Origin of the sequence: Polaromonas sp. (genome assembly GCF_029945925.1) — a bacterium.
In the GTDB taxonomy this organism is placed as follows: Bacteria; Pseudomonadota; Gammaproteobacteria; order Burkholderiales; family Burkholderiaceae_C; genus Polaromonas.
This window is the reverse complement of sequence record NZ_JAQSDN010000065.1, coordinates 59,696-78,026: the sequence shown is the minus strand read 5'-3', so window position 1 is coordinate 78,026 and position 18,331 is coordinate 59,696. Positions and strand designations below refer to the sequence as shown.

Sequence of the window (18,331 nt, the reverse complement as noted above, 5' to 3'; positions counted from 1 at the left end):
GTACGCCCTCAACCGGGCCGCGCGTCAGCACGCAGGCGGCCATACCAGTTGCCCAGCCGCACACCCCACACCCCCATGACACCCGCCCACAACAGCGCCGCCGCCAGCAGCAGCCAGCCCGCGAGGGCCGTTTGCGCGGCAGCCGCAATGCGCAGCAGCGTCGCGGCCTGCAGCAGCCAGAACAGCGTCCAGATCATGTTGTCGGCCACCAGCGCGCGGCCGCTGTGGCCACAGGACACCCGCGTGACCATGGCCAGCATCAGCGACGCCAGGCAACCCATGGTCAGCGCATGCAGCGACCCAAGGGCCAGCACCGGCGCGTCCTGCACCAGACCCAGCCACTGCGCAAGACCCCCGAGCACCAGCGCCAGGCCGAGCCAGAAAAACCCGATGTGCAGCATGGCCAGCAAACGGTTCTTGAGGCTTTGCACCAGCCCCCAGACAACAGCGAGCCAGAGCAGCACGCCGCCCGCGGCCAGCTCGAAGGCACCGCGCGCCACGCTCCAGACCGTGCCCGCCGTGCCTTGCAGGGGGCCCTCCAGCTCGACCCACACCGCCACGACCTCGGCCGCCGCGACGGCCAGCATCAGCCACAACACCCAGAACGGGCGCCAGGCGTCGATGCGCGGCATGGCACTGGAGGTGAAAAACGGAATCATGCGGTGTGCCACCGAGACGTAGACCACCACCACAAACCCCCACAAGCCGGTGAGCACGCAGGCGCGCGCCACGTCGGGCTTGCCCAGAAACAGACCGAGTGCCAGACCGGCCAGACTCACGCAACCCACGATGCAGGCCGCGCCTGCCGTGCGCGCATGCACCTGGTCGTCGGCATGGCTGCGCCGGATCAGCCCCCAGAACAGGGCCGTTACCCAGGATAGCCCCGCACAGGCCAGCACCAGCCCGGCCAATGCCGTCAGGCCATGCAGGTGCGCGCCGGCCAGGCACAGCAGCCAGCCCGTTGCCTGCAGCAGCAGTGGCACGCGAAGCTGCCGGGGCACCAAGGGCTGCACGCCCAGCCATTTCGGCCCGGCCGTGAACAGGAAACCCGCGAAGAACAGAGGAATAAAACCAAAGGTCATGACCGCACCATGGGCCAGCGAAGGCGACAGCGCATAGGGCAGGCTCAGCACCGGACTGATGCGGTCCAGCTGCACCAGCGCCCACCAGCTGCCTGCGGCCACCAGCACCACCATGGCCAAGAAAAAACCCAGCCGGTGCGGCGCCAGCAGCAGATGGCTGGCGCGCCAGCGGCGATCCACCCTGGCCCGCTCGCTGGCCGTGGGTTTGCCCGGCCTCACCCGCAGGGCGATGACCGGGCGCTCACTCATCCGCAAACGCCCAGGTGGCCACACTGGGTGCAATAGTCGCAACCATCCTTGCGGATCACCGCGTGGGCGCCACATTCGCTGCACTTCTTGCCCGCCATCACCGGCGGCGCGAGCGCCATGTCGACCTGGGGATCCACGACCGGTGCTGCGCTGGCAACGCCCTGTCGGGCGCGCCGCGCAATGATGTTCTGCACCGCATAGGCAATGGCGGCGACTTCCGAGTCGTGCCACAACGGCACGCGTGTGCCGTCGGTTTTCTCATAGGTGCCCAGCCGCACCGGGCCACGGTCCCAGGCGACCTTGCGCATGTCGCTGAGCGCACGCTCGAGGAAACCGCCGCGCGCGGCCAGCGACAGCATGCGCATGCTGGAGGTGATCCACTGCTGCGACTCGCCGCTTTGCCCCACCGGCATGAAAAACTCGATGGCACGTTCAACCGTGCCCTCGCCGCTGGCCGACGGCACCGGCAGGAAAGACACCACGATGTACAGCGTCTTGTGCCCTTCCTGCGTCCAGTAGTCGACCTTTTCGGCCACCGCCGACAAGGCGCCCTTGGGACGGCTCTCGATCACCGTGCGCATCGGATCCATGGGCACCGCCGCGGCCGGCGCGGCGGCGGGAGCATGGGTCTCCAGCACCGAACCCAGAATCGCATTGGGCCGGTAGGTGGCCAGGCCCTTGAGTCTGGCGCGCCAGGCTTGCTGGTACAGGCTCTTGAAATCCTCGTAGGCGTAATCGGCCGGCACATTGACGGTTTTGGAGATCGCCGTGTCCACAAAGGGCTGCACCGCTTCCATCATGCCAATGTGGCTGTCCGCCGACATCTCGAGCGCCGAAACAAAGTAGCCCGGCAGTTTGTCCACGTTGCCGCCGAGTTCGCGGTACAGGCGCCAGGCATGGTCTTCCACCGCGTATTCGGTGGTGCTGCCGTCAGACTCGCGTTTCTTGCGCCGGTACATCCACGAAAACGGCGGCTCGATGCCGTTGGACGCGTTGTCGGCAAACGCCAGGCTGACCGTGCCGGTCGGTGCAATCGACAGCAGGTGGCTGTTGCGGATGCCGTTGGCGCGTATGGATTGCTGCAGGGCGGCCGGCAGCCTGCTGGCAAAGGTGCCTGAGGCGAGATAGCCGTCGGCGTCGAACTTCGGGAACGCGCCTTTTTCTTTCGCCAGCGCGACCGACGCAGCGTAGGCCGCATCGCGCATGGCGACGGCGATACGCGCCGCCATCTCGCGGCCCTCGGGCGCGTCGTAACGCAGGCACAACATGGCCAGCGCATTGCCCAGGCCGGTGAAACCGACGCCGATGCGGCGCTTGGCGGCCGACTCGGCCTGCTGCTGCGGCAGCGGCCAGAAGGTCACGTCGAGCACGTTGTCAAGCGCACGCACCTGGGTGGTCACCGATTTCGCAAAAGCCTGGAAATCAAAGTCCGGCGCGCCATTGAAGCCGAAGGGGTGGCGCACAAAACGCGTGAGGATGATGGGCCCAAGGTCGCAGCAGCCGTAGGGCGGAAGCGGTTGCTCGCCGCAGTTGTGCACGTACAGGCCGTTGGCGTCAAAGGCATGGATGTCAGCCACGGTCACATCGAAAACGTCCTCGCAGCCGTCCTCGGTCAGCGACTCGACCGTGGCCGTGAAGCGCTCGCGGTTGAGGCTGCGTTTGTAGCTGCCGAGCGCATGGTCCAGCCGCTCGGCCTTGTCGGTATCGGCAAACCCGACGCGCTCCGCATACATCCTCAGGTTGTCCCCGCTGATGACCAGCTCATGCTGCGAAGCCGTCTCATAAACCGTCAAACCACCGCGCCCGTTGGGAAGTGGCCGTGCCTGTGCCAGACGCCGGTTGGGGTAAATGGTGGAGACAATGCCCAGACGCAGCAACATGCGCTGCGCCGTCTGAAGCAAACCCGGATCGCTTTGGGACAACCTCAGGCTGACGCCTTTTTCCTGCGAACCCTGCACAGAACCATCGGCATCAAACAAGCCACGCAGAAGCCCCTCTGCAAAGACGGACGACGCCTTTTCCATGGCGGCGGTAATTGTCTTGTGACCGGGACGCATGCCCATGTCCAGAGCCAGGCGCCGCACAGCACCTGAGGCCATGCGCGCCTCGCCCCGTCCAGCCACGGGCCGCTGAAAGCCCCGGAAGTCGGACCGGTGCGACAAAGTGGCGGCTGCGGCCTCGGCGGCGTGCACGATACCGGCAGCACCTGTCTGCGCATAGGCCACCGCACCATTTGCCGCCAATTTGAGTTCAGGCGCCCACACCGAAATTACCGCCTTGTCGCTCTTGAGGGTGCCATCGCCGATCAGCAGCCCCAGCAAATAACCTTCGGCCTGCGTACCGGCCCCCTCCCACCCGCCCAGTGCGCGGTGATCGTGCAGCAGGATTTCGTCGCCCGCCTTCAGTTGCGCAGCTTCAGTCCACCCGGCCTCCAGCGCGAACCGGGTTCTGCGCGCCACACGACGCACCCGGTGGTCGGCGGTGAGGCGCAAGGCCTGCCCTTCGAGCGTGCGCAAAACGAACACGGGTTTGTGTCCTGTTTTGAAAAAACCGTCGCTTTTCACCGCGTAGGACTTGCCATCAACCACCGCACTGAAGGGCCGCCCCACGAGGTCCGATACCTGCGCCGGTCCATCCGTCGTCATTACCCAGGTGTCGGCCGTCACGCAGGGATTGGTCGCCGCAATTTCTTCGCAGTAACGCAGGTTGTTGTCCTGGTTGATGTGGTCCAGGAACAGGATGCCGGGCTCGGCAAAGTCGTAGGCCGAATGCATCACGGTGTCCCACAACTCGCGCGCCGCGACCGTCTGGTAGACCCACAGGCCGTCGGCACGCTGGAACGCGCCTTGCGCGATCAGCGGGGCGCCGGGTTTGGCCTTGTGCACCAGCTCCCAGGGCTGGTCTTCGGCCAGGGCGTGCATGAACGCGTCCGGCATGCCGACCGACACATTGAAGTTGTTCCAGCGCCCGGGTGTGCGCTTGGCGGTGATGAACTCGTGCACATCCGGGTGGTCGATGCGAAGCACGCCCATCTGCGCCCCGCGCCGCGAACCCGCGCTCTCCACCGTGGAACAGGACTGGTCAAACACATTGATGTAGCTGCACGGACCGGAAGCCATGGAGGCCGTGGCCTTGACCTCCGCGCCGCGCGGCCGGATGCGTGAAAAATCGTAACCCACGCCGCCGCCGCGCCGCATGGTTTCGGCCGCTTCGCGCAGGGCCTCGTAAATGCCGGGGTAGCCGCCGTCATCGACGCCCTGGATACAGTCGCCCACGGGCTGCACAAAGCAGTTGATCAGGGTCGCCTGGATGGCCGTGCCCGCGGCACTCATGATGCGGCCGGCGCCTATTGCGCCGGCGTGCAGGTTCTCGAGGAACAGCGCCTCGTGTCTGGCGCGCTCCGCTTCCGGCTCGACCGAAGCCAGGGCCCGCGCCACGCGCCGGTACAGGTCTTCCACACCCGACTCGCCGGGCTTGAGGTATTTTTCCTTCAGCACATCCTGGCTGATGGGCTGGGTGGCCGTCAGGTCCTGAGGCCGGCCGAACTGATCGCGTTTCATGCTTGTGCTCCTGCGATGGACGCTGACGGCTGAATGCCACCGAGCAGCCATTGCATCAATTCTTGCACCGAACGGATCTGATCGCCAAACGGCAGGCGGGCAGCACCACGGAAGAAGAGGCCTTTACGCGCATTGCCGTCAAACGCATGGCCGAGCTGCTGGTCGATGCAGAACTGGCCCATGCTGGCCACGCCGTCGCGCAGGCCGCAGTGGGCGAGGCAGTCAAACGACATGTTGCATTTGGCCTTGACATGGGCCGCCGCCTGGAGTTTGGGCTCGAGTCGGATGTATTTGTCCAGCCAGGGTGTGCGCACCGCACGCGCCGGCAGGCCGGCCACGCTGACGAACTCCACCATGTCTTCCGGTTTGGCTTCGGCCAGCACCTTCTTGAAGGCGGGGTCGGCATCACACTCCTGGGTCACGGCAAAAGCCGTTCCGAGCTGCACGGCCGAGGCGCCCAGAGCCTGCAGGCGCAGGATGTCGTCCCGGCAGTTGATGCCGCCAGCGGCAATCAGCGGAATCTCGCGCTCGATGCCCGCCGTCTTGAAAAATTCCAGCACCTGGGGAATAACCACCTCGAAGTCAAAACGCGGGTCATGCAGGTCCGCGACCTTCGCCGCGCCCAGATGACCGCCGGCCAGGCCCGGGTGTTCGATGACGATGGCATCGGGCAGGCGGCCCTTTTTCTGCCACTTGCGCACCAGCAATTGCACGCCCCGCGCGTCCGACAGGATGGGAATCAGGGCGGTGTCGGGATGGTCACGCGCCAGCTCCGGCAAATCCAGCGGCAGGCCGGCGCCGACCACCAGCGCATCGGCGCCGCTGGCCAGCGCCTGGCGCACGTAATCTTCGTAGGCGCCGAGTGCCTTCATGATGTTCACGGCAATCAGGCCGCGGCCCTGTGCCAGCTCGCGCGCCCGGCGGATTTCGCGGTCCAGCGCCTCGAGATTGGCCGCGTTGATCAGGGCTTTCGCATCGGGTTCCTTGTCCAGGTGGCCCGTTTTGGCCATCAGGTCCGGATGCAGGCGCCGCAAGTCCACGGAAGACACCGTGCCCACCCCGCCAAGGCGGGCCACCGCGCCAGCCAGACCACCGGCCGACACACACACGCCCATGCCGCCCTGCACCACCGGCACCAGCTCCTTGCCGCCCAGCCGCCAGGACCGCAGGCCCGAATCACGGGCTAGTGTCTGCAGTATCGCGGCGGCCGCCGCCGAATCGACACTTGCCTTGGCGGCCAGGTCAGCTGCTAATGATTTGTCCATCGTGCTCCACATAAGGTTGGTACGGGCCAGTGCCGCTGTTGGAGGCTATCGCAGCGGGCACAAAACTTCCTTGCCGTACATCAAAGATGTGGATTTCACCGTCCTCAATCACGTAATGCCAGCCATGCAGCGTCAAGGTGCCCTTCTCGACTTCACGCCGCACCATGGGGTAGGCCATCAGGCGCTCGAGCTGCAGCACCACGACGCGCTGCTCGGTGCGGCGCAGGGCTTCGGGGCTGGCCTGGACCGGCAGCAAGGCTTCGCTGGCCAGCTTGAGCCAGGCCTGCAGGGCCACGGCTTCTTCGGGCACGCCTTCATAAGCGGCGCGGATGGCGCCGCAGTGGCTGTGGCCGCAGACAATGATGCGCTCCACATGCAGGCTGAGCACGGCGAACTCGATCGCCGCCGTGGTGCCGTGCAATCCGTGGGAACCGTCATACGGCGGAACGAAGGCCCCCACATTGCGCACGATGAAAAGCTCCCCCGGGCCGGCCCCCGTCAGCAGGTAGGGCACCACGCGCGAGTCCGAGCAGCCTATGAACAGGGTCTTGGGATGCTGCCCCTGCGCCACCAGGTCCTGGAAACGCTGCTGGTGCAGCGGAAAATAGTCGGAGTGAAAACGCCGCAAGCGAAGCAGCAACTCGTCCGCGCTTGCGACGTCTTCGGTCATTGGACCAGCGGCGAATCAGCCCCTTCCAGGGCAACGCCTTCGACTTCCGCCTCCCCCACCAGCAGGGTCATGTACTGGTGCAGGGCCCGGGCGCGCGACTGCATGGTCAGCAGGGCCGCAATGCGCTCGCGCACTTCCTCATAGGCGGGCTGGGTGCCACTGCGGCGCTCCAGCACGTCGATGATGTGAAAACCGAAACGCGTGTGGAACAGGCGCGGATGCACACCGGTGCCGGTTTGCGCATGCTGGAGGTGAAACAGCTCTGTTGCCAGTTCGGGCGCGCAGTCGTCCGGCGTGATCCAGCCGAGATCCCCGCCCTGGGTGCTGCTCGGGCAGTTGGACAGCTCGGCAGCCAGCTGGGCAAACCGCTCCGGGGACACCCCCTTGTGCGACAGCTCCAGCAAGGCGCGTTCGGCATGCACGGTGAGTGCCTGGACGTTGACACCGGGCGTGACGGCAAACAGGATGTGCCGCACGTGCAGCGCCTGGCCCACCAGAAACTGCGCCTTGTGGGCTTCGTAATAACGCCGGCCTTCGTCGTCGCTTGGCTGGGGGCTGACCACCTGCCGGTCCACCATGGCTTCGATGATGTCGCGTTCGGCCTGGCCCAGTTCCGGGGTGGTCAAGCCGGTGTGGCGCGGCAGCAGGCCGTGCAACACCGCCTGCTGACGCAGCAGTTCAGTGTAGGCCAGTTCGCGCAGCGTGGCCGTGTCCGGACGCTGCCCGGTCGCATGCAGGGCGATGCCGTTGACGCAGGCCGTTGGCTGAACTGGCTGGTCGGCTGCAGGGCCGCACTGGCAGGAACCGCTGCCGCAGCCCTGGGCGGCGGCGGGTGAAGAAAGCGTCTGTGTGGTCATGGAGGGTCCCTGGTTCATTGTGAGGGGTCAGGGAGCACCGGGCGACTTGGCCCGGGGAACGCCAAGGCGGCGGCTGCGCACGACCTGGTAGGGACGGAAAATGTAAGCGACCGATCCGAAGCCGCTCCATACATGAACCAGGCGGCTGAAGGGGAACAGCAGGAAGATGGTCATGCCGAACACGATGTGGAAACGGTAGGGCCAGGGCAGGACGGCCAGCGCTGCAGAGTCCACCTCGCGCAGGGTGAGAATGCGCTGCGCCCAATCGGCCAGGATCAGCATCACGCTGCCGTCGGCGTGTCCCCACGAATACGGCAGGGTAATCAGCCCCACCACCAGCTGTACCCACAGGATCAGCAGGATCGCGAGATCGGTCTTGTGGCTGGTGTAACGGATGCGCGGGTCAAACATGCGGCGGTAGATCAGCATCGACAGGCCGATGAAACAGATGATGCCGGCAATGCCCCCCGCGTAGATCGCCATGCGCTGCTTGGTCGCGGCGTCCATGAAAAAGCCATACACCGCGTGGGGTGTCAGCAGGCCGACCAGATGGCCGAAGAACAGGAACAGGATGCCCACGTGGAACAGGTTGCTGCCCCAGCGCAGCAGGCCGGTGCGCAGCAGCTGCGAGGAGTCGCTTTTCCAGGTGTACTGGTCGCGGTCGAAGCGGATCAGGCTGCCGAGCAGGAACACGGTCAGGCAGATGTAGGGGTAGACACCAAAAAGAAATCCGTGCAGTCCGGGGCTCATGCTTGTACTCCTTGGGTGGGCTGTGCCTTGCGTACGTGAGGCACGATGTGAATCGGTTGCGGCTGGTCCGGCCGGGCCTGGCCCTTGGACGAACAGCCGTCAAAGACGACCGGCTCCTCCCAGACCGCGTCGACAGGTTCTTCCGCCGCGATCTGCACCGGCTGAGCCTTCTCCCCGGCAAGCTCCAGCAAGGCTCCCAGCACCGAGGCGTAGCCACTTTCGCGCTGCTGCAGGGCCGCGAAAATCGCATTGAAGATATGCGCCATCTCGGCGAGAAATTCGCGTGCCTCGCGCGGCGGCTGGGTCGAGGTGAATTCGAGCACCACCGGCAGGAAGTCCGGCATCTCGCCTTCTGCCAGGTACATGCCGGCCTTCTCGTAGGTCTGCGCCAGGTCAATCATGGCCGGTCCGCGGTCACGCGAGTCGCCGTGCACGTGTTCGAACAGGTGCAGCGATGTGGCGCGGCCCCGGTCGAACAACTCGACATAAGCCGCCTCGGTCTCGAGCGCCGGCGCAAGCGCGAGTGCTTCGATCAGGACATCCAGCTCGGCCAGTCGCAACGGCTCCAGCGCACGCTCTTCGTGCAGTGCCTCGCGCAGCGCACCCAGATGGCCGCGCAGCTCAGCGTCGGGATAAGCGAGCAGCCGGGCCAGCACACGCAGGCTTTTTGAAGCCACAGCGGGGGTGTTGTTGAAAAGTGCCATGGTTCAGACCTCCACCTTGATGGGAATAGTGCGTTTCTTGTTGCCGCCGAACAGGCTGACGTCGCTGGCGCCGTCGGAGCAACCGTTGCCGAAGGTAAAGCCGCAGCCGCCGCGCATGTCGAATGCGTTCTCGGCGTATTCGCGGTGGGTGCTCGGGATCACGAAGCGGTCTTCGTAGTTGGCAATCGCCATGATGTGGTACATCTCCTCGACTTCGGCCACAGTGAGCCCAGCCTGCTCCAGCACCGCCAGGTTCTGCACCTGGTCCACATGTTTGCTGCGCTGGTAGGACCGCATCGCCAGCATGCGCTGCAGTGAGCGGATCACCGGTGCCGTGTCACCGGCAGTCAGCAGGTTGGCCAGGTACTGCACGGGAATGCGCATCTGCGCGATGTCGGGCAGTTCGCCGTTGATGCCGATCTGGCCAGCGTTGGCCGCCGAGGTGATCGGCGACAGCGGTGGCACATACCAGACCATGGGCAGCGTGCGGTACTCGGGGTGCAGCGGCAGCGCCACCTTCCACTCCACAGCCATCTTGTAGACCGGGCTGCGGCGGGCGCCTTCCAGCCAGGCTTCGGGAATGCCGTCCTTGCGCGCCTGTTCAATCACTTTCGGATCGTTCGGGTCCAGGAAAATGTCGAGCTGGGCCTGGTACAGGTCCTTGTCGTCTTCCACGCTGGCCGCTTCCTGGATGCGGTCGGCGTCATACAGCACCACACCGAGGTAACGGATGCGGCCCACACAGGTTTCGCTGCAGACGGTCGGCTGGCCGGCTTCAATACGCGGGTAGCAGAAAGTGCATTTCTCGGCCTTGCCGCTTTTCCAGTTGTAATAGATTTTCTTGTACGGACAGCCCGAGACACACATGCGCCAGCCGCGGCATTTGTCCTGGTCGATCAGCACGATGCCGTCTTCCTCGCGCTTGTAGATCGAGCCCGAGGGGCAGGACGCCACACAGGCCGGGTTCAGGCAGTGCTCGCACAGGCGCGGCAAATACATCATGAAGGTGTTTTCGAACTGGCCGACCATGTCTTTCTGAACCTGGTCAAAGTTCGCCAGGTTGGCGTCCTTGCTGCGCTTGGAAAACTCGCCGCCGAGGATCTCTTCCCAGTTCGGGCCCCACTCGATTTTTTCCATGCGCTTGCCGGTGATCAGGCTGCGTGGCCGCGCCGTCGGTGTAGCCTTCATTTCCGGCGCCGACTGCAGATGGTCGTAGTCGAATGTGAAGGGCTCGTAGTAGTCATCGATCTGCGGCATGTTCGGGTTGGAGAAGATGCGCATCAGCAGCTTCCACTTGCCGCCCTGGCGCGGCTCGATGGAGCCGTCGGCCTTGCGCACCCAGCCGCCGTTCCATTTGTCCTGGTTTTCCCACTCCTTGGGGTAACCGATGCCGGGCTTGGTTTCGACGTTGTTGAACCAGGCGTATTCCATGCCGGGCCGGCTGGTCCAGACGTTTTTGCAGGTGACCGAACAGGTGTGGCAACCGATGCACTTGTCCAGGTTCAGCACCATGCCGATTTGTGCGCGTACCTTCATGCTGCCTCTCCCATTTGTTGCACGGCAAACGCTTTGTCGTCATCGCGCGGCGTGTCCAGCCAGTCCACCTTGTCCATCTTGCGCACCACGACGAATTCGTCGCGGTTGGTGCCTATGGTCCCGTAGTAGTTGAAGCCGTAGGAAAGCTGTGCGTAGCCGCCGATCATGTGCGTCGGCTTGAGCACGATGCGCGTCACCGAGTTGTGGATGCCGCCGCGCTGGCCGGTGATCTCCGAACCCGGGGTGTTGACGATTTTTTCCTGCGCGTGGTACATCATCACCATGCCGGGCTTGACGCGCTGGCTGACGACAGCCCGCGCGGCAATCGCGCCGTTGACGTTGTAGGCCTCGATCCAGTCGTTGTCCTCCACGCCGATGAGTTTGGCGTCATCTTCACTGAGCCAGATGATGGGCCCGCCCCGGCTCAGCGTCAGCATCAACAGGTTGTCGGTGTACGTCGAGTGGATGCCCCACTTCTGGTGCGGCGTGATGAAGTTCAGCAAGATCTCGGTGTTGCCGTTGGTGCGAATACCGTGCACCCCGGCGGTGGCCTTCAGGTTCACCGGCGGCCGGTAGCTGGCCAGGCCCTCGCCGAAAGCCAGCATCCACGGGTGGTCCTGGTAGAACTGCTGGCGGCCCGTGAGGGTGCGCCATGGGATCAGTTCATGCACATTGGTGTAGCCGGCGTTGTACGACACGGTTTCCGATTCGATGCCGCTCCAGGTCGGCGAGCTGATGATCTTGCGCGGTTGCGCCTGGATGTCGCGAAAGCGGATTTTCTCGTCCTCGCGGTGCAGCGCCAGGTGGGTGTGCTCACGGCCGGTCTGCTTGCCCAAGGCCGCCCAGGCCTTGACCGCCACATGGCCGTTGGTTTCAGGCGCAAGCTGCAGAACCATTTCGCAGGCGTCGATGTCGCTGTTGATACGCGGCATGCCCTGGGTCACGCCGGGCTCGGTCACCAGGCCGTTGAGTTCGCCGAGCTGCCGCACTTCGGTTTCGGTGTTCCAGGCAATTCCCTTGCCGCCGTTGCCCACCTTGTTGAGCAGGGGGCCGACGGCCGTGAAACGTTTGTAGACGTTGGGATAGTCGCGTTCGACCACCTGCATCTGGGGCGCCGTCTTGCCGGGCACCAGTTCGCACTCGCCACGCTTCCAGTCCTTGACTTCAAAAGGCTGGGCCAGCTCGCCCGGGGTATCGTGCATCACCGGAGTCAGCACCATTTCCTTCTCGACACCGAGATGGCCTTCGCACAGCTCGCTGAATTTTTTCGCGAAGCCCTTGTAGATTTCCCAGTCGCTTTTCGATTGCCACACCGGGTCCACCGCGGTGGACAGCGGATGGATGAAGGGGTGCATGTCGCTGGTGTTGAGGTCGTTCTTTTCGTACCAGGTTGCGGTCGGTAGCACGATGTCGGAGTACAGGCAGGTTGTGCTCATGCGGAAGTCGAGCGTGACCAGCAGGTCCAGCTTGCCCTCGGGCGCCTTGTCGTGCCAGACCACTTCCTCGGGCTTGCCTTCTTCGGCCCCCAGGTCCTTGCCCTGAACGCCGTTGTCCGTACCCAGCAGATGCTTGAGGAAGTACTCGTGGCCCTTGCCCGATGAACCGATGATGTTGGAGCGCCAGACAAACATGTTGCGCGGCCAGTTATCCGGATGGTCCGGGTCCTCGCAGCTCATCCTGAGCGAGCCGTCCTTCAGCGACTTGACGACATAGTCCTTGGCATCCAGGCCCGCGGCCTGCGCGTCCTTGACCACCTGCATCGGGTGGGTCTGCAATTGCGGCGCGCTCGGCAACCAGCCCATGCGCTCGGCGCGCACGTTGTAGTCGATCATGCTGCCGCCGTAGAGCTTTTTGTCGGCCAGTGGGGACAACACCTCGTCCACGCCGAGCTTCTCGTAGCGCCACTGGTCGGTGTGAGCATAAAAGAAGCTGGTGGAGTTCATCTGCCGGGGTGGGCGGATCCAGTCGAGCGCGAAGGCCAGCGGCGTCCAGCCGGTCTGCGGCCGCAGTTTTTCCTGGCCCACGTAGTGCGCCCAGCCGCCACCGCTCTTGCCGATGCAGCCGCACATCATCAGCATGTTGATGACGCTGCGGTAGTTCATGTCACTGTGGTACCAGTGGTTCATGCCGGCGCCGATGATGACCATGGACCGGCCCTCGGTCTTGTCGGCATTGTCGGCAAACTGGCGTGCGACGGCGATGATCTGGTCGCGCGGCACACCGGTGATCTGCTCCTGCCAGGCCGGGGTGTAGGGGGTGTTGTCGTCAAAGTCGGCGGCGGCCAGCTCACCGGGCAAGCCGCGGGGAATGCCGTATTGCGCGACCTGCAGGTCGAACACCGTCGCCACCAGGGCCGAGCGCTCCTCACCGGCCTTGCCGAGCGAAATGCGCTGCACCGGTACCGTGCGCACCAGCACATCGCCCTGCTCGTTGTTCTGGAAATGCTCATGAGGGATGCCGCCGAAGTACGGAAAGCCGACCTTGGCGCTGTCGGAACCAGGTGCATCACCTTCCATCACCGACAGCTTGAGCGTGACCTCGTCACCCTGGCGGGCCTCTTTGGACTCCAGGTTCCACTGCCCGGCGTCGGCACGGCCATCCGGGCCCCAGCGAAAGCCGATGGCGCCGTGCGGCAGAACGACCTTGCCCTGCGCGTCGAAGGCCACGGTTTTCCACTCCGGGTTGTTCGCCTGGCCCAGCTTGCCGTTGAAGTCGGACGCGCGCACATAACGGTCCGGCACCATGACGGTTTCGCCGTTTTCCAGCTGGTGCTCCTTGAGCATGACCAGCATGGGCAGGTCGGTGTAGCGGCGTGCGTAGTCGTCGAAGTAGGCCGAACGCGGCTTGCCGTTGCCGCCGAAGTAGAAGTCTTTCAGGATCACATGGCCCATGGCCATGGCGACTGCAGCATCGGTGCCCTGCTTGGGGTGCAGCCACAGGTCGGAGAGTTTGGCGACCTCGGAATAGTCGGGCGTGATCGCGACGGTCTTGGTGCCCTTGTAACGGACTTCGGTGAAGAAGTGTGCATCAGGGGTGCGCGTCTGCGGCACGTTGGAGCCCCAGGCAATGATGAAACCCGAGTTGTACCAGTCGGCCGACTCCGGCACGTCGGTCTGCTCGCCCCAGACCTGGGGGCTGGACGGAGGCAGGTCGCAATACCAGTCGTAAAAACTCATGCACACGCCACCTATCAGCGACAGGTAACGCGAACCGGAGGCGTAGCTGACCATGGACATCGCCGGGATCGGCGAGAAACCGATGATGCGGTCGGCGCCGTGCTTCTTGATCGTGTGGACGTTGGAGGCCGCAATGATCTCGTTGACCTCGTCCCAGCTGGAACGGACAAAACCGCCAAGACCGCGCACACTCTGGTAGTCGCGCCGCTTGGCATCATCCTGCACCACGGCCGCCCAGGCCTCGACCGGCGGCAGCGTCAAACGCGCCTCACGCCAGTGCTTGAGCAGGCGCGCGCGCACCATGGGGTACTTGACGCGGTTGGCGCTGTACAGGTACCAGCTGTAGCTGGCACCGCGCGAACAGCCGCGCGGCTCGTGGTTGGGCATGTCCCAGCGCGTGCGCGGGTAGTCGGTCTGCTGGGTTTCCCAGGTGACGATGCCACCCTTGACATAAATCTTCCACGAACACGATCCCGTGCAGTTCACGCCATGGGTGCTGCGCACGATCTTGTCGTGCGCCCAGCGGTTGCGGTAGGCGTCTTCCCAGGTCCGGTCTTCGGCGGTGGTGACGCCGTGCTCCCCGGAAAAGGACTCCCTGGGGTTGGAAAAGTGGCTCAGTCGATCAAGAAAATGACTCATTTGATTCTCCGGTAAAGCGGTAAAAACGGGCCCAGCGGCGGCTCAGGGGTTTTTGATCTCGGCGCCGCGGCGCAGGTAAAACCACCAGTTGAGCACCAGGCACAGGGCATAAAAGATGGCAAAGCCGTACATGGCGTTTTCCGGCGTGCCGGCCTTGATCTGCGCGCCGATCACCACCGGGGCGATGAAAGCGCCGTAGGCGGCAATGGCCGAGGTCCAGCCCAGCACCGGGCCGGCCTGCTGGCGGTCGAAGATGACGCCAATCGTGCGGAAGGTGGAACCGTTGCCGATGCCGCTGGCGGCAAACAGCACGACGAACAGCACCATGAAAATCAGGAAGTACTGCTCGGGCGTGGCCGACTTGTAGGCCAGCAGCATGACGTAACCCACCGCCACGGAGGCCACCACCATGATGGCGGAGATGATTTGCGTCACGATGGAACCGCCGACCTTGTCCGAGACCCAGCCGCCCACGGGCCGGATCAGCGCCCCGACAAAGGGACCTATCCAGGCAAAGGTCAGTGCCGACGGTGCGTTCGGGTTTTTCAGCGTGTGCTGCATGACGCCGGCGGCGTCCGGCACGTGGCTGATGCCGAAAATCACCGTGATGGCCAGCGGCAGGGCCATCGAAAAACCGATGAAGGAACCGAAGGTCACGATGTACAGCATGGTCAGCGACCAGGTGTGCTTGTTGCTGAAAATGGAGAACTGTTTGGCAATGGCTTCCTTCATCGGGCCGAAGGCCGTCACCTTCAGCACCATCAGGGTGCTCACCACAATCAATGGCATGGCGATCCACATGTTGAGCAGGCCCAGCCCCGTGGGTTTGGGCAGGTAGAGGTACAGCCCGACACCGGCCGGCACAAACGACAGGGTGTACAGCCAGATGATCTTGAGGAAGGCCGGGATCGTGCCGCCGATGGCGGGCGAAACGGTCGTCAGGTTGTTCATGCCGAAGAAGCAGATGACCGACAGCGGCACCAGCGAAAGCACCCAGGCGAAGCCAGCGTTCTGGATCCAGGTCGGCGTTCCGGCCGTGATTTTCCCGAGGATCCAGCCGCTGTCCTTGACCAGCGTCATCGATTCGCCTCCGAAACTGCCGAAGAGGCCGACGGTCATCACCAGGGGAATGACGACCTGCATGGCGGTGACGCCGAAGTTGCCCAGGCCTGCATTGAGGCCGAGCGCCGTGCCCTGCAGCCGCTTGGGAAAGAAGGTGCTGATGTTGGACATCGAACTGGCGAAGTTGCCGCCACCCACGCCCGACCACAGCGCCATCAGCTGGAAGGACCAGAGCGGCCATTCGGGGTGCTGCAGCACGATGCCGGTGCCGATGGCCGGCGCCAGCAGCATCGACGTCGTCAGGAAGATGGTGTTGCGCCCGCCGGCCAGCCGGATCAGGAAGGAGGCCGGAATGCGCATGGTGGCGCCGGCCAGGCCTGCGATGGCCGTCAGCGTGAAGAGTTCGGCCTGGGTGAAGGGAAAGCCCAGGTTGAGCATCTGCACCGTGATGATGCCCCACATTCCCCAGACGGCAAAGCCGCACAGCAGGCTGGGCACGGAGATCCAGAGATTGCGATAGGCAATACGCTTGCCGGTGCTTTCCCAGAACTGCTCGTCCTCGGGACGCCAGTCGGTGATGTCAACGCTGGAACTGGTTTTGGTATTCATGGTGCTTCCTCGAAAAAGGGTCTGTTTCAGGCTTGCGCGCCGGACGCGTTCTTGCCCATGACTTCAGTGCGGCGCACCTCGGTCCAGTACATCCAGATCAGCGAGACCCAGACGATGCCGTACATGAACATGAAGGCGCTGGAGCGGATGCCGGTCAGGTCCATCAGGCCGCCGAAGATGATGGGCAGCACAAAACCGCCCAGGCCGCCGGCCAGCCCGACAATGCCGCTGATCGCGCCGATGTTGGCGCCGTAGTCGTCGCTGATGTACTTGAAGACGCTGGCCTTGCCGAAGGCCCAGGCGATGCCGAGAATGAACATCAGCGCCGTGAAGGTGTAGACGTTCAGGCCGATGTGAAAGGTTGCCGGGCCATTGACCGTGAGAATGGTGAAGTCGGTCTGCGGGTAGGACAGCAGGAACAGGCAGACCCAGCTCACCCACATCACCCACCAGGTCACGCTGTGCGCGCCATACTTGTCGGACAGGATGCCGCCGAAGGCGCGCAGCACACCGCCCGGCAATGAGAAACACGCCGCCAGCAGCGCCGCCACGCGGATGTCGAGGCCGAATTCACCCACGTAGTACTGCACCATCCAGAGCGACAGGGCCACATAACCACCGAACACGATGCTGTAGTACTGGCAGTACTTGAGGACTTTCGGGTCTTTCAGGGCCTTGAGCTGATCGCTGAACTTGACGTGGCTGGGCACCAGGTGCGACGGGTCGCTGTAGCTGAACATCCAGAACAGCACCAGCGCAGCCAGCATGATGACCGCATACACCTGCGGCACCATGGCCCAGCCAAAGGCCACCAGCAGCACCGGCGCCACAAACTTGTTGACAGCGGCACCCGAGTTGCCGGCGCCGTACACACCCATCGCCATGCCCTGGCGGTTTTTCGGGAACCAGCGCGCCACATAGGGCGTGCCCACCGAGAAGGAGCCGCCGGCCAGGCCGACAAACAGGCCGATCACCAGAAAATGCCAGTAGGCCGTGGCGTAACTCATGAGCCAGATCGCGGGCACGGTGATGGCCATCAGGATCGCCATGACGATGCGTCCGCCGTAGCGGTCGGTCCAGATGCCCAGCGGGACGCGGATCAGCGAGCCCGTCAACACCGGCGTGGCCGCGAGCAGGCCGAACTCGGTGGCATTGAGGTTGAGCATCTTCTTGATCGGGATGCCGATCACGCCGAACATCATCCAGACCATGAAGCAGACGGTGAACGCCAGCGTGCTGACAATCAGCACCGACCATGCTTTTCTTGAATTGCCCAGTTCAGAGGCCATGTTGTTTCTCCAGACACATGGCATGACTGTCGGCCTTTTTCGCCCCTTTGAATATCCTCCTTTGGAACGTGGTGATGGGGCCGGAAAAGCGATGGCGGCCCGCGCGGCCATCGTTCTGAAGAACTACTGCCCGGTCAAGCTGCCCCGGACTTGATCTTTGTCAACCAAGCTCCCGGCCGGCCGCGTATACAGCTGCCTGCACCCGTGAACTAAGCTGCAGCTTGCGCAGGATGTGCTGGACGTGAATCTTCACCGTCGTCTCCGCGATGTCGAGCTTGCGGGCAATCACCTTGTTGCTGTCGCCGCGCGCGATCAGCGCCAGCACCTCGCGCTCGCGCGCCGACAGCAGCGCGATGGCCGACTCATCCTGCAGGCCCGGCACCGGGGCGTCCCCGTTGCGGCCGCCATTGACCGCAGCGGCCTCGCCATGGGAGGTCGGCGGAGCCTTGGACCGGAAAGCAGCCACCAGCTTGGTCATCATTTCCGGGCTGACCACCGACTCCCCGTCCAGCACCTTGATGATGGATTCCGACAGGCGGTCCAGTTCCACGGTTTTCAGCAGGTAGCCGTCGGCGCCGGCCTGCAGCGCTGCGGACAGGTCGTCCTCGTTCTCGCTCACCGTCAGCATCAGGATGCGGGTGCCGGGTGCCGCCTCCTTGAGCGTCCCGATGCCGTCCACGCCCAGAACGCCCGGCAGGTGGTTGTCCAGCAGGATCAGGTCCGGCTTGCTGCGTTCCACGCAGCGCAGCGCCTCGCCGATGTCGCCGGCCTCGCCGGCCACGCGGAAACGTTCATCCTGCGACAGCAAAGCGACCAGACCGCGGCGAAACAGGGTGTGGTCATCGACCACCAGCAGGGCAATGGGCATCGTCATGTGTTTCCC

At 64.3% G+C, this 18,331-nt stretch carries 12 protein-coding genes; all 12 read right to left on the bottom strand.

Annotated elements, in window-relative coordinates:
• Positions 1 to 8: 8 nt before the first annotated feature.
• Positions 9 to 1,331 carry an NnrS family protein gene (locus tag PSV40_RS21515; RefSeq protein WP_300541738.1) on the bottom strand — a complete coding sequence of 441 codons (1,323 nt, stop codon included), beginning with the start codon at positions 1,329 to 1,331 and terminating at the stop codon, positions 9 to 11.
• Positions 1,328 to 4,891 carry an LAGLIDADG family homing endonuclease gene (locus PSV40_RS21510; RefSeq protein ID WP_300541736.1) on the bottom strand — a complete coding sequence of 1,188 codons (3,564 nt, stop codon included), beginning with the start codon at positions 4,889 to 4,891 and terminating at the stop codon, positions 1,328 to 1,330. Before PSV40_RS21510 ends, PSV40_RS21515 begins: the two co-directional genes overlap by 4 nt.
• A complete protein-coding gene (locus PSV40_RS21505; RefSeq protein ID WP_300541734.1) occupies positions 4,888 to 6,156 on the bottom strand; it encodes a nitronate monooxygenase family protein in 1,269 nt (422 codons plus the stop codon). The genes PSV40_RS21510 and PSV40_RS21505 overlap by 4 nt, the downstream gene beginning before the upstream one ends.
• Positions 6,134 to 6,826 (bottom strand): carbonic anhydrase, encoded by a 693-nt coding sequence (locus PSV40_RS21500; protein ID WP_300541732.1) that lies wholly within the window; start codon positions 6,824 to 6,826, stop codon positions 6,134 to 6,136. Before PSV40_RS21500 ends, PSV40_RS21505 begins: the two co-directional genes overlap by 23 nt.
• Positions 6,823 to 7,683, bottom strand: a complete 861-nt coding sequence (locus PSV40_RS21495; RefSeq protein ID WP_300541730.1) for a peptidylprolyl isomerase — start codon at positions 7,681 to 7,683, stop codon at positions 6,823 to 6,825. Before PSV40_RS21495 ends, PSV40_RS21500 begins: the two co-directional genes overlap by 4 nt.
• Before the next feature lie 27 nt (positions 7,684 to 7,710).
• Positions 7,711 to 8,433, bottom strand: a complete 723-nt coding sequence (gene narI, locus PSV40_RS21490; protein WP_300541728.1) for a respiratory nitrate reductase subunit gamma — start codon at positions 8,431 to 8,433, stop codon at positions 7,711 to 7,713.
• Positions 8,430 to 9,137, bottom strand: a complete 708-nt coding sequence (gene narJ, locus PSV40_RS21485) for a nitrate reductase molybdenum cofactor assembly chaperone (protein ID WP_300541726.1) — start codon at positions 9,135 to 9,137, stop codon at positions 8,430 to 8,432. Before narJ ends, narI begins: the two co-directional genes overlap by 4 nt.
• A 3-nt stretch (positions 9,138 to 9,140) precedes the next feature.
• Positions 9,141 to 10,673 carry a nitrate reductase subunit beta gene (gene narH, locus PSV40_RS21480; protein ID WP_300541724.1) on the bottom strand — a complete coding sequence of 511 codons (1,533 nt, stop codon included), beginning with the start codon at positions 10,671 to 10,673 and terminating at the stop codon, positions 9,141 to 9,143.
• Positions 10,670 to 14,488, bottom strand: a complete 3,819-nt coding sequence (locus tag PSV40_RS21475; protein WP_300541722.1) for a nitrate reductase subunit alpha — start codon at positions 14,486 to 14,488, stop codon at positions 10,670 to 10,672. Before PSV40_RS21475 ends, narH begins: the two co-directional genes overlap by 4 nt.
• A gap of 42 nt (positions 14,489 to 14,530) precedes the next feature.
• On the bottom strand, positions 14,531 to 16,159 hold the full coding sequence (locus tag PSV40_RS21470; RefSeq protein WP_300541720.1) for an antiporter: 1,629 nt from the start codon (positions 16,157 to 16,159) through the stop codon (positions 14,531 to 14,533).
• A gap of 26 nt (positions 16,160 to 16,185) precedes the next feature.
• The gene (locus PSV40_RS21465; protein ID WP_300541718.1) at positions 16,186 to 17,448 is read right to left on the bottom strand and encodes a nitrate/nitrite transporter; all 1,263 of its coding nucleotides are present in this window, start codon (positions 17,446 to 17,448) and stop codon (positions 16,186 to 16,188) included.
• A 160-nt stretch (positions 17,449 to 17,608) separates the two neighbouring features.
• Positions 17,609 to 18,322 (bottom strand): response regulator, encoded by a 714-nt coding sequence (locus PSV40_RS21460; RefSeq protein WP_300541716.1) that lies wholly within the window; start codon positions 18,320 to 18,322, stop codon positions 17,609 to 17,611.
• Between the last annotated feature and the right edge of the window lie 9 nt (positions 18,323 to 18,331).

Coding starts and splice junctions, on each gene's coding strand:
- PSV40_RS21515 (WP_300541738.1), bottom strand. CDS start 1,331: ATGAGTGAGCGCCCGGTCATCGCCCTGCGGGTGAGGCCGGGCAAACCC.
- PSV40_RS21510 (WP_300541736.1), bottom strand. CDS start 4,891: ATGAAACGCGATCAGTTCGGCCGGCCTCAGGACCTGACGGCCACCCAG.
- PSV40_RS21505 (WP_300541734.1), bottom strand. CDS start 6,156: ATGGACAAATCATTAGCAGCTGACCTGGCCGCCAAGGCAAGTGTCGAT.
- PSV40_RS21500 (WP_300541732.1), bottom strand. CDS start 6,826: ATGACCGAAGACGTCGCAAGCGCGGACGAGTTGCTGCTTCGCTTGCGG.
- PSV40_RS21495 (WP_300541730.1), bottom strand. CDS start 7,683: ATGACCACACAGACGCTTTCTTCACCCGCCGCCGCCCAGGGCTGCGGC.
- narI (WP_300541728.1), bottom strand. CDS start 8,433: ATGAGCCCCGGACTGCACGGATTTCTTTTTGGTGTCTACCCCTACATC.
- narJ (WP_300541726.1), bottom strand. CDS start 9,137: ATGGCACTTTTCAACAACACCCCCGCTGTGGCTTCAAAAAGCCTGCGT.
- narH (WP_300541724.1), bottom strand. CDS start 10,673: ATGAAGGTACGCGCACAAATCGGCATGGTGCTGAACCTGGACAAGTGC.
- PSV40_RS21475 (WP_300541722.1), bottom strand. CDS start 14,488: ATGAGTCATTTTCTTGATCGACTGAGCCACTTTTCCAACCCCAGGGAG.
- PSV40_RS21470 (WP_300541720.1), bottom strand. CDS start 16,159: ATGAATACCAAAACCAGTTCCAGCGTTGACATCACCGACTGGCGTCCC.
- PSV40_RS21465 (WP_300541718.1), bottom strand. CDS start 17,448: ATGGCCTCTGAACTGGGCAATTCAAGAAAAGCATGGTCGGTGCTGATT.
- PSV40_RS21460 (WP_300541716.1), bottom strand. CDS start 18,322: ATGACGATGCCCATTGCCCTGCTGGTGGTCGATGACCACACCCTGTTT.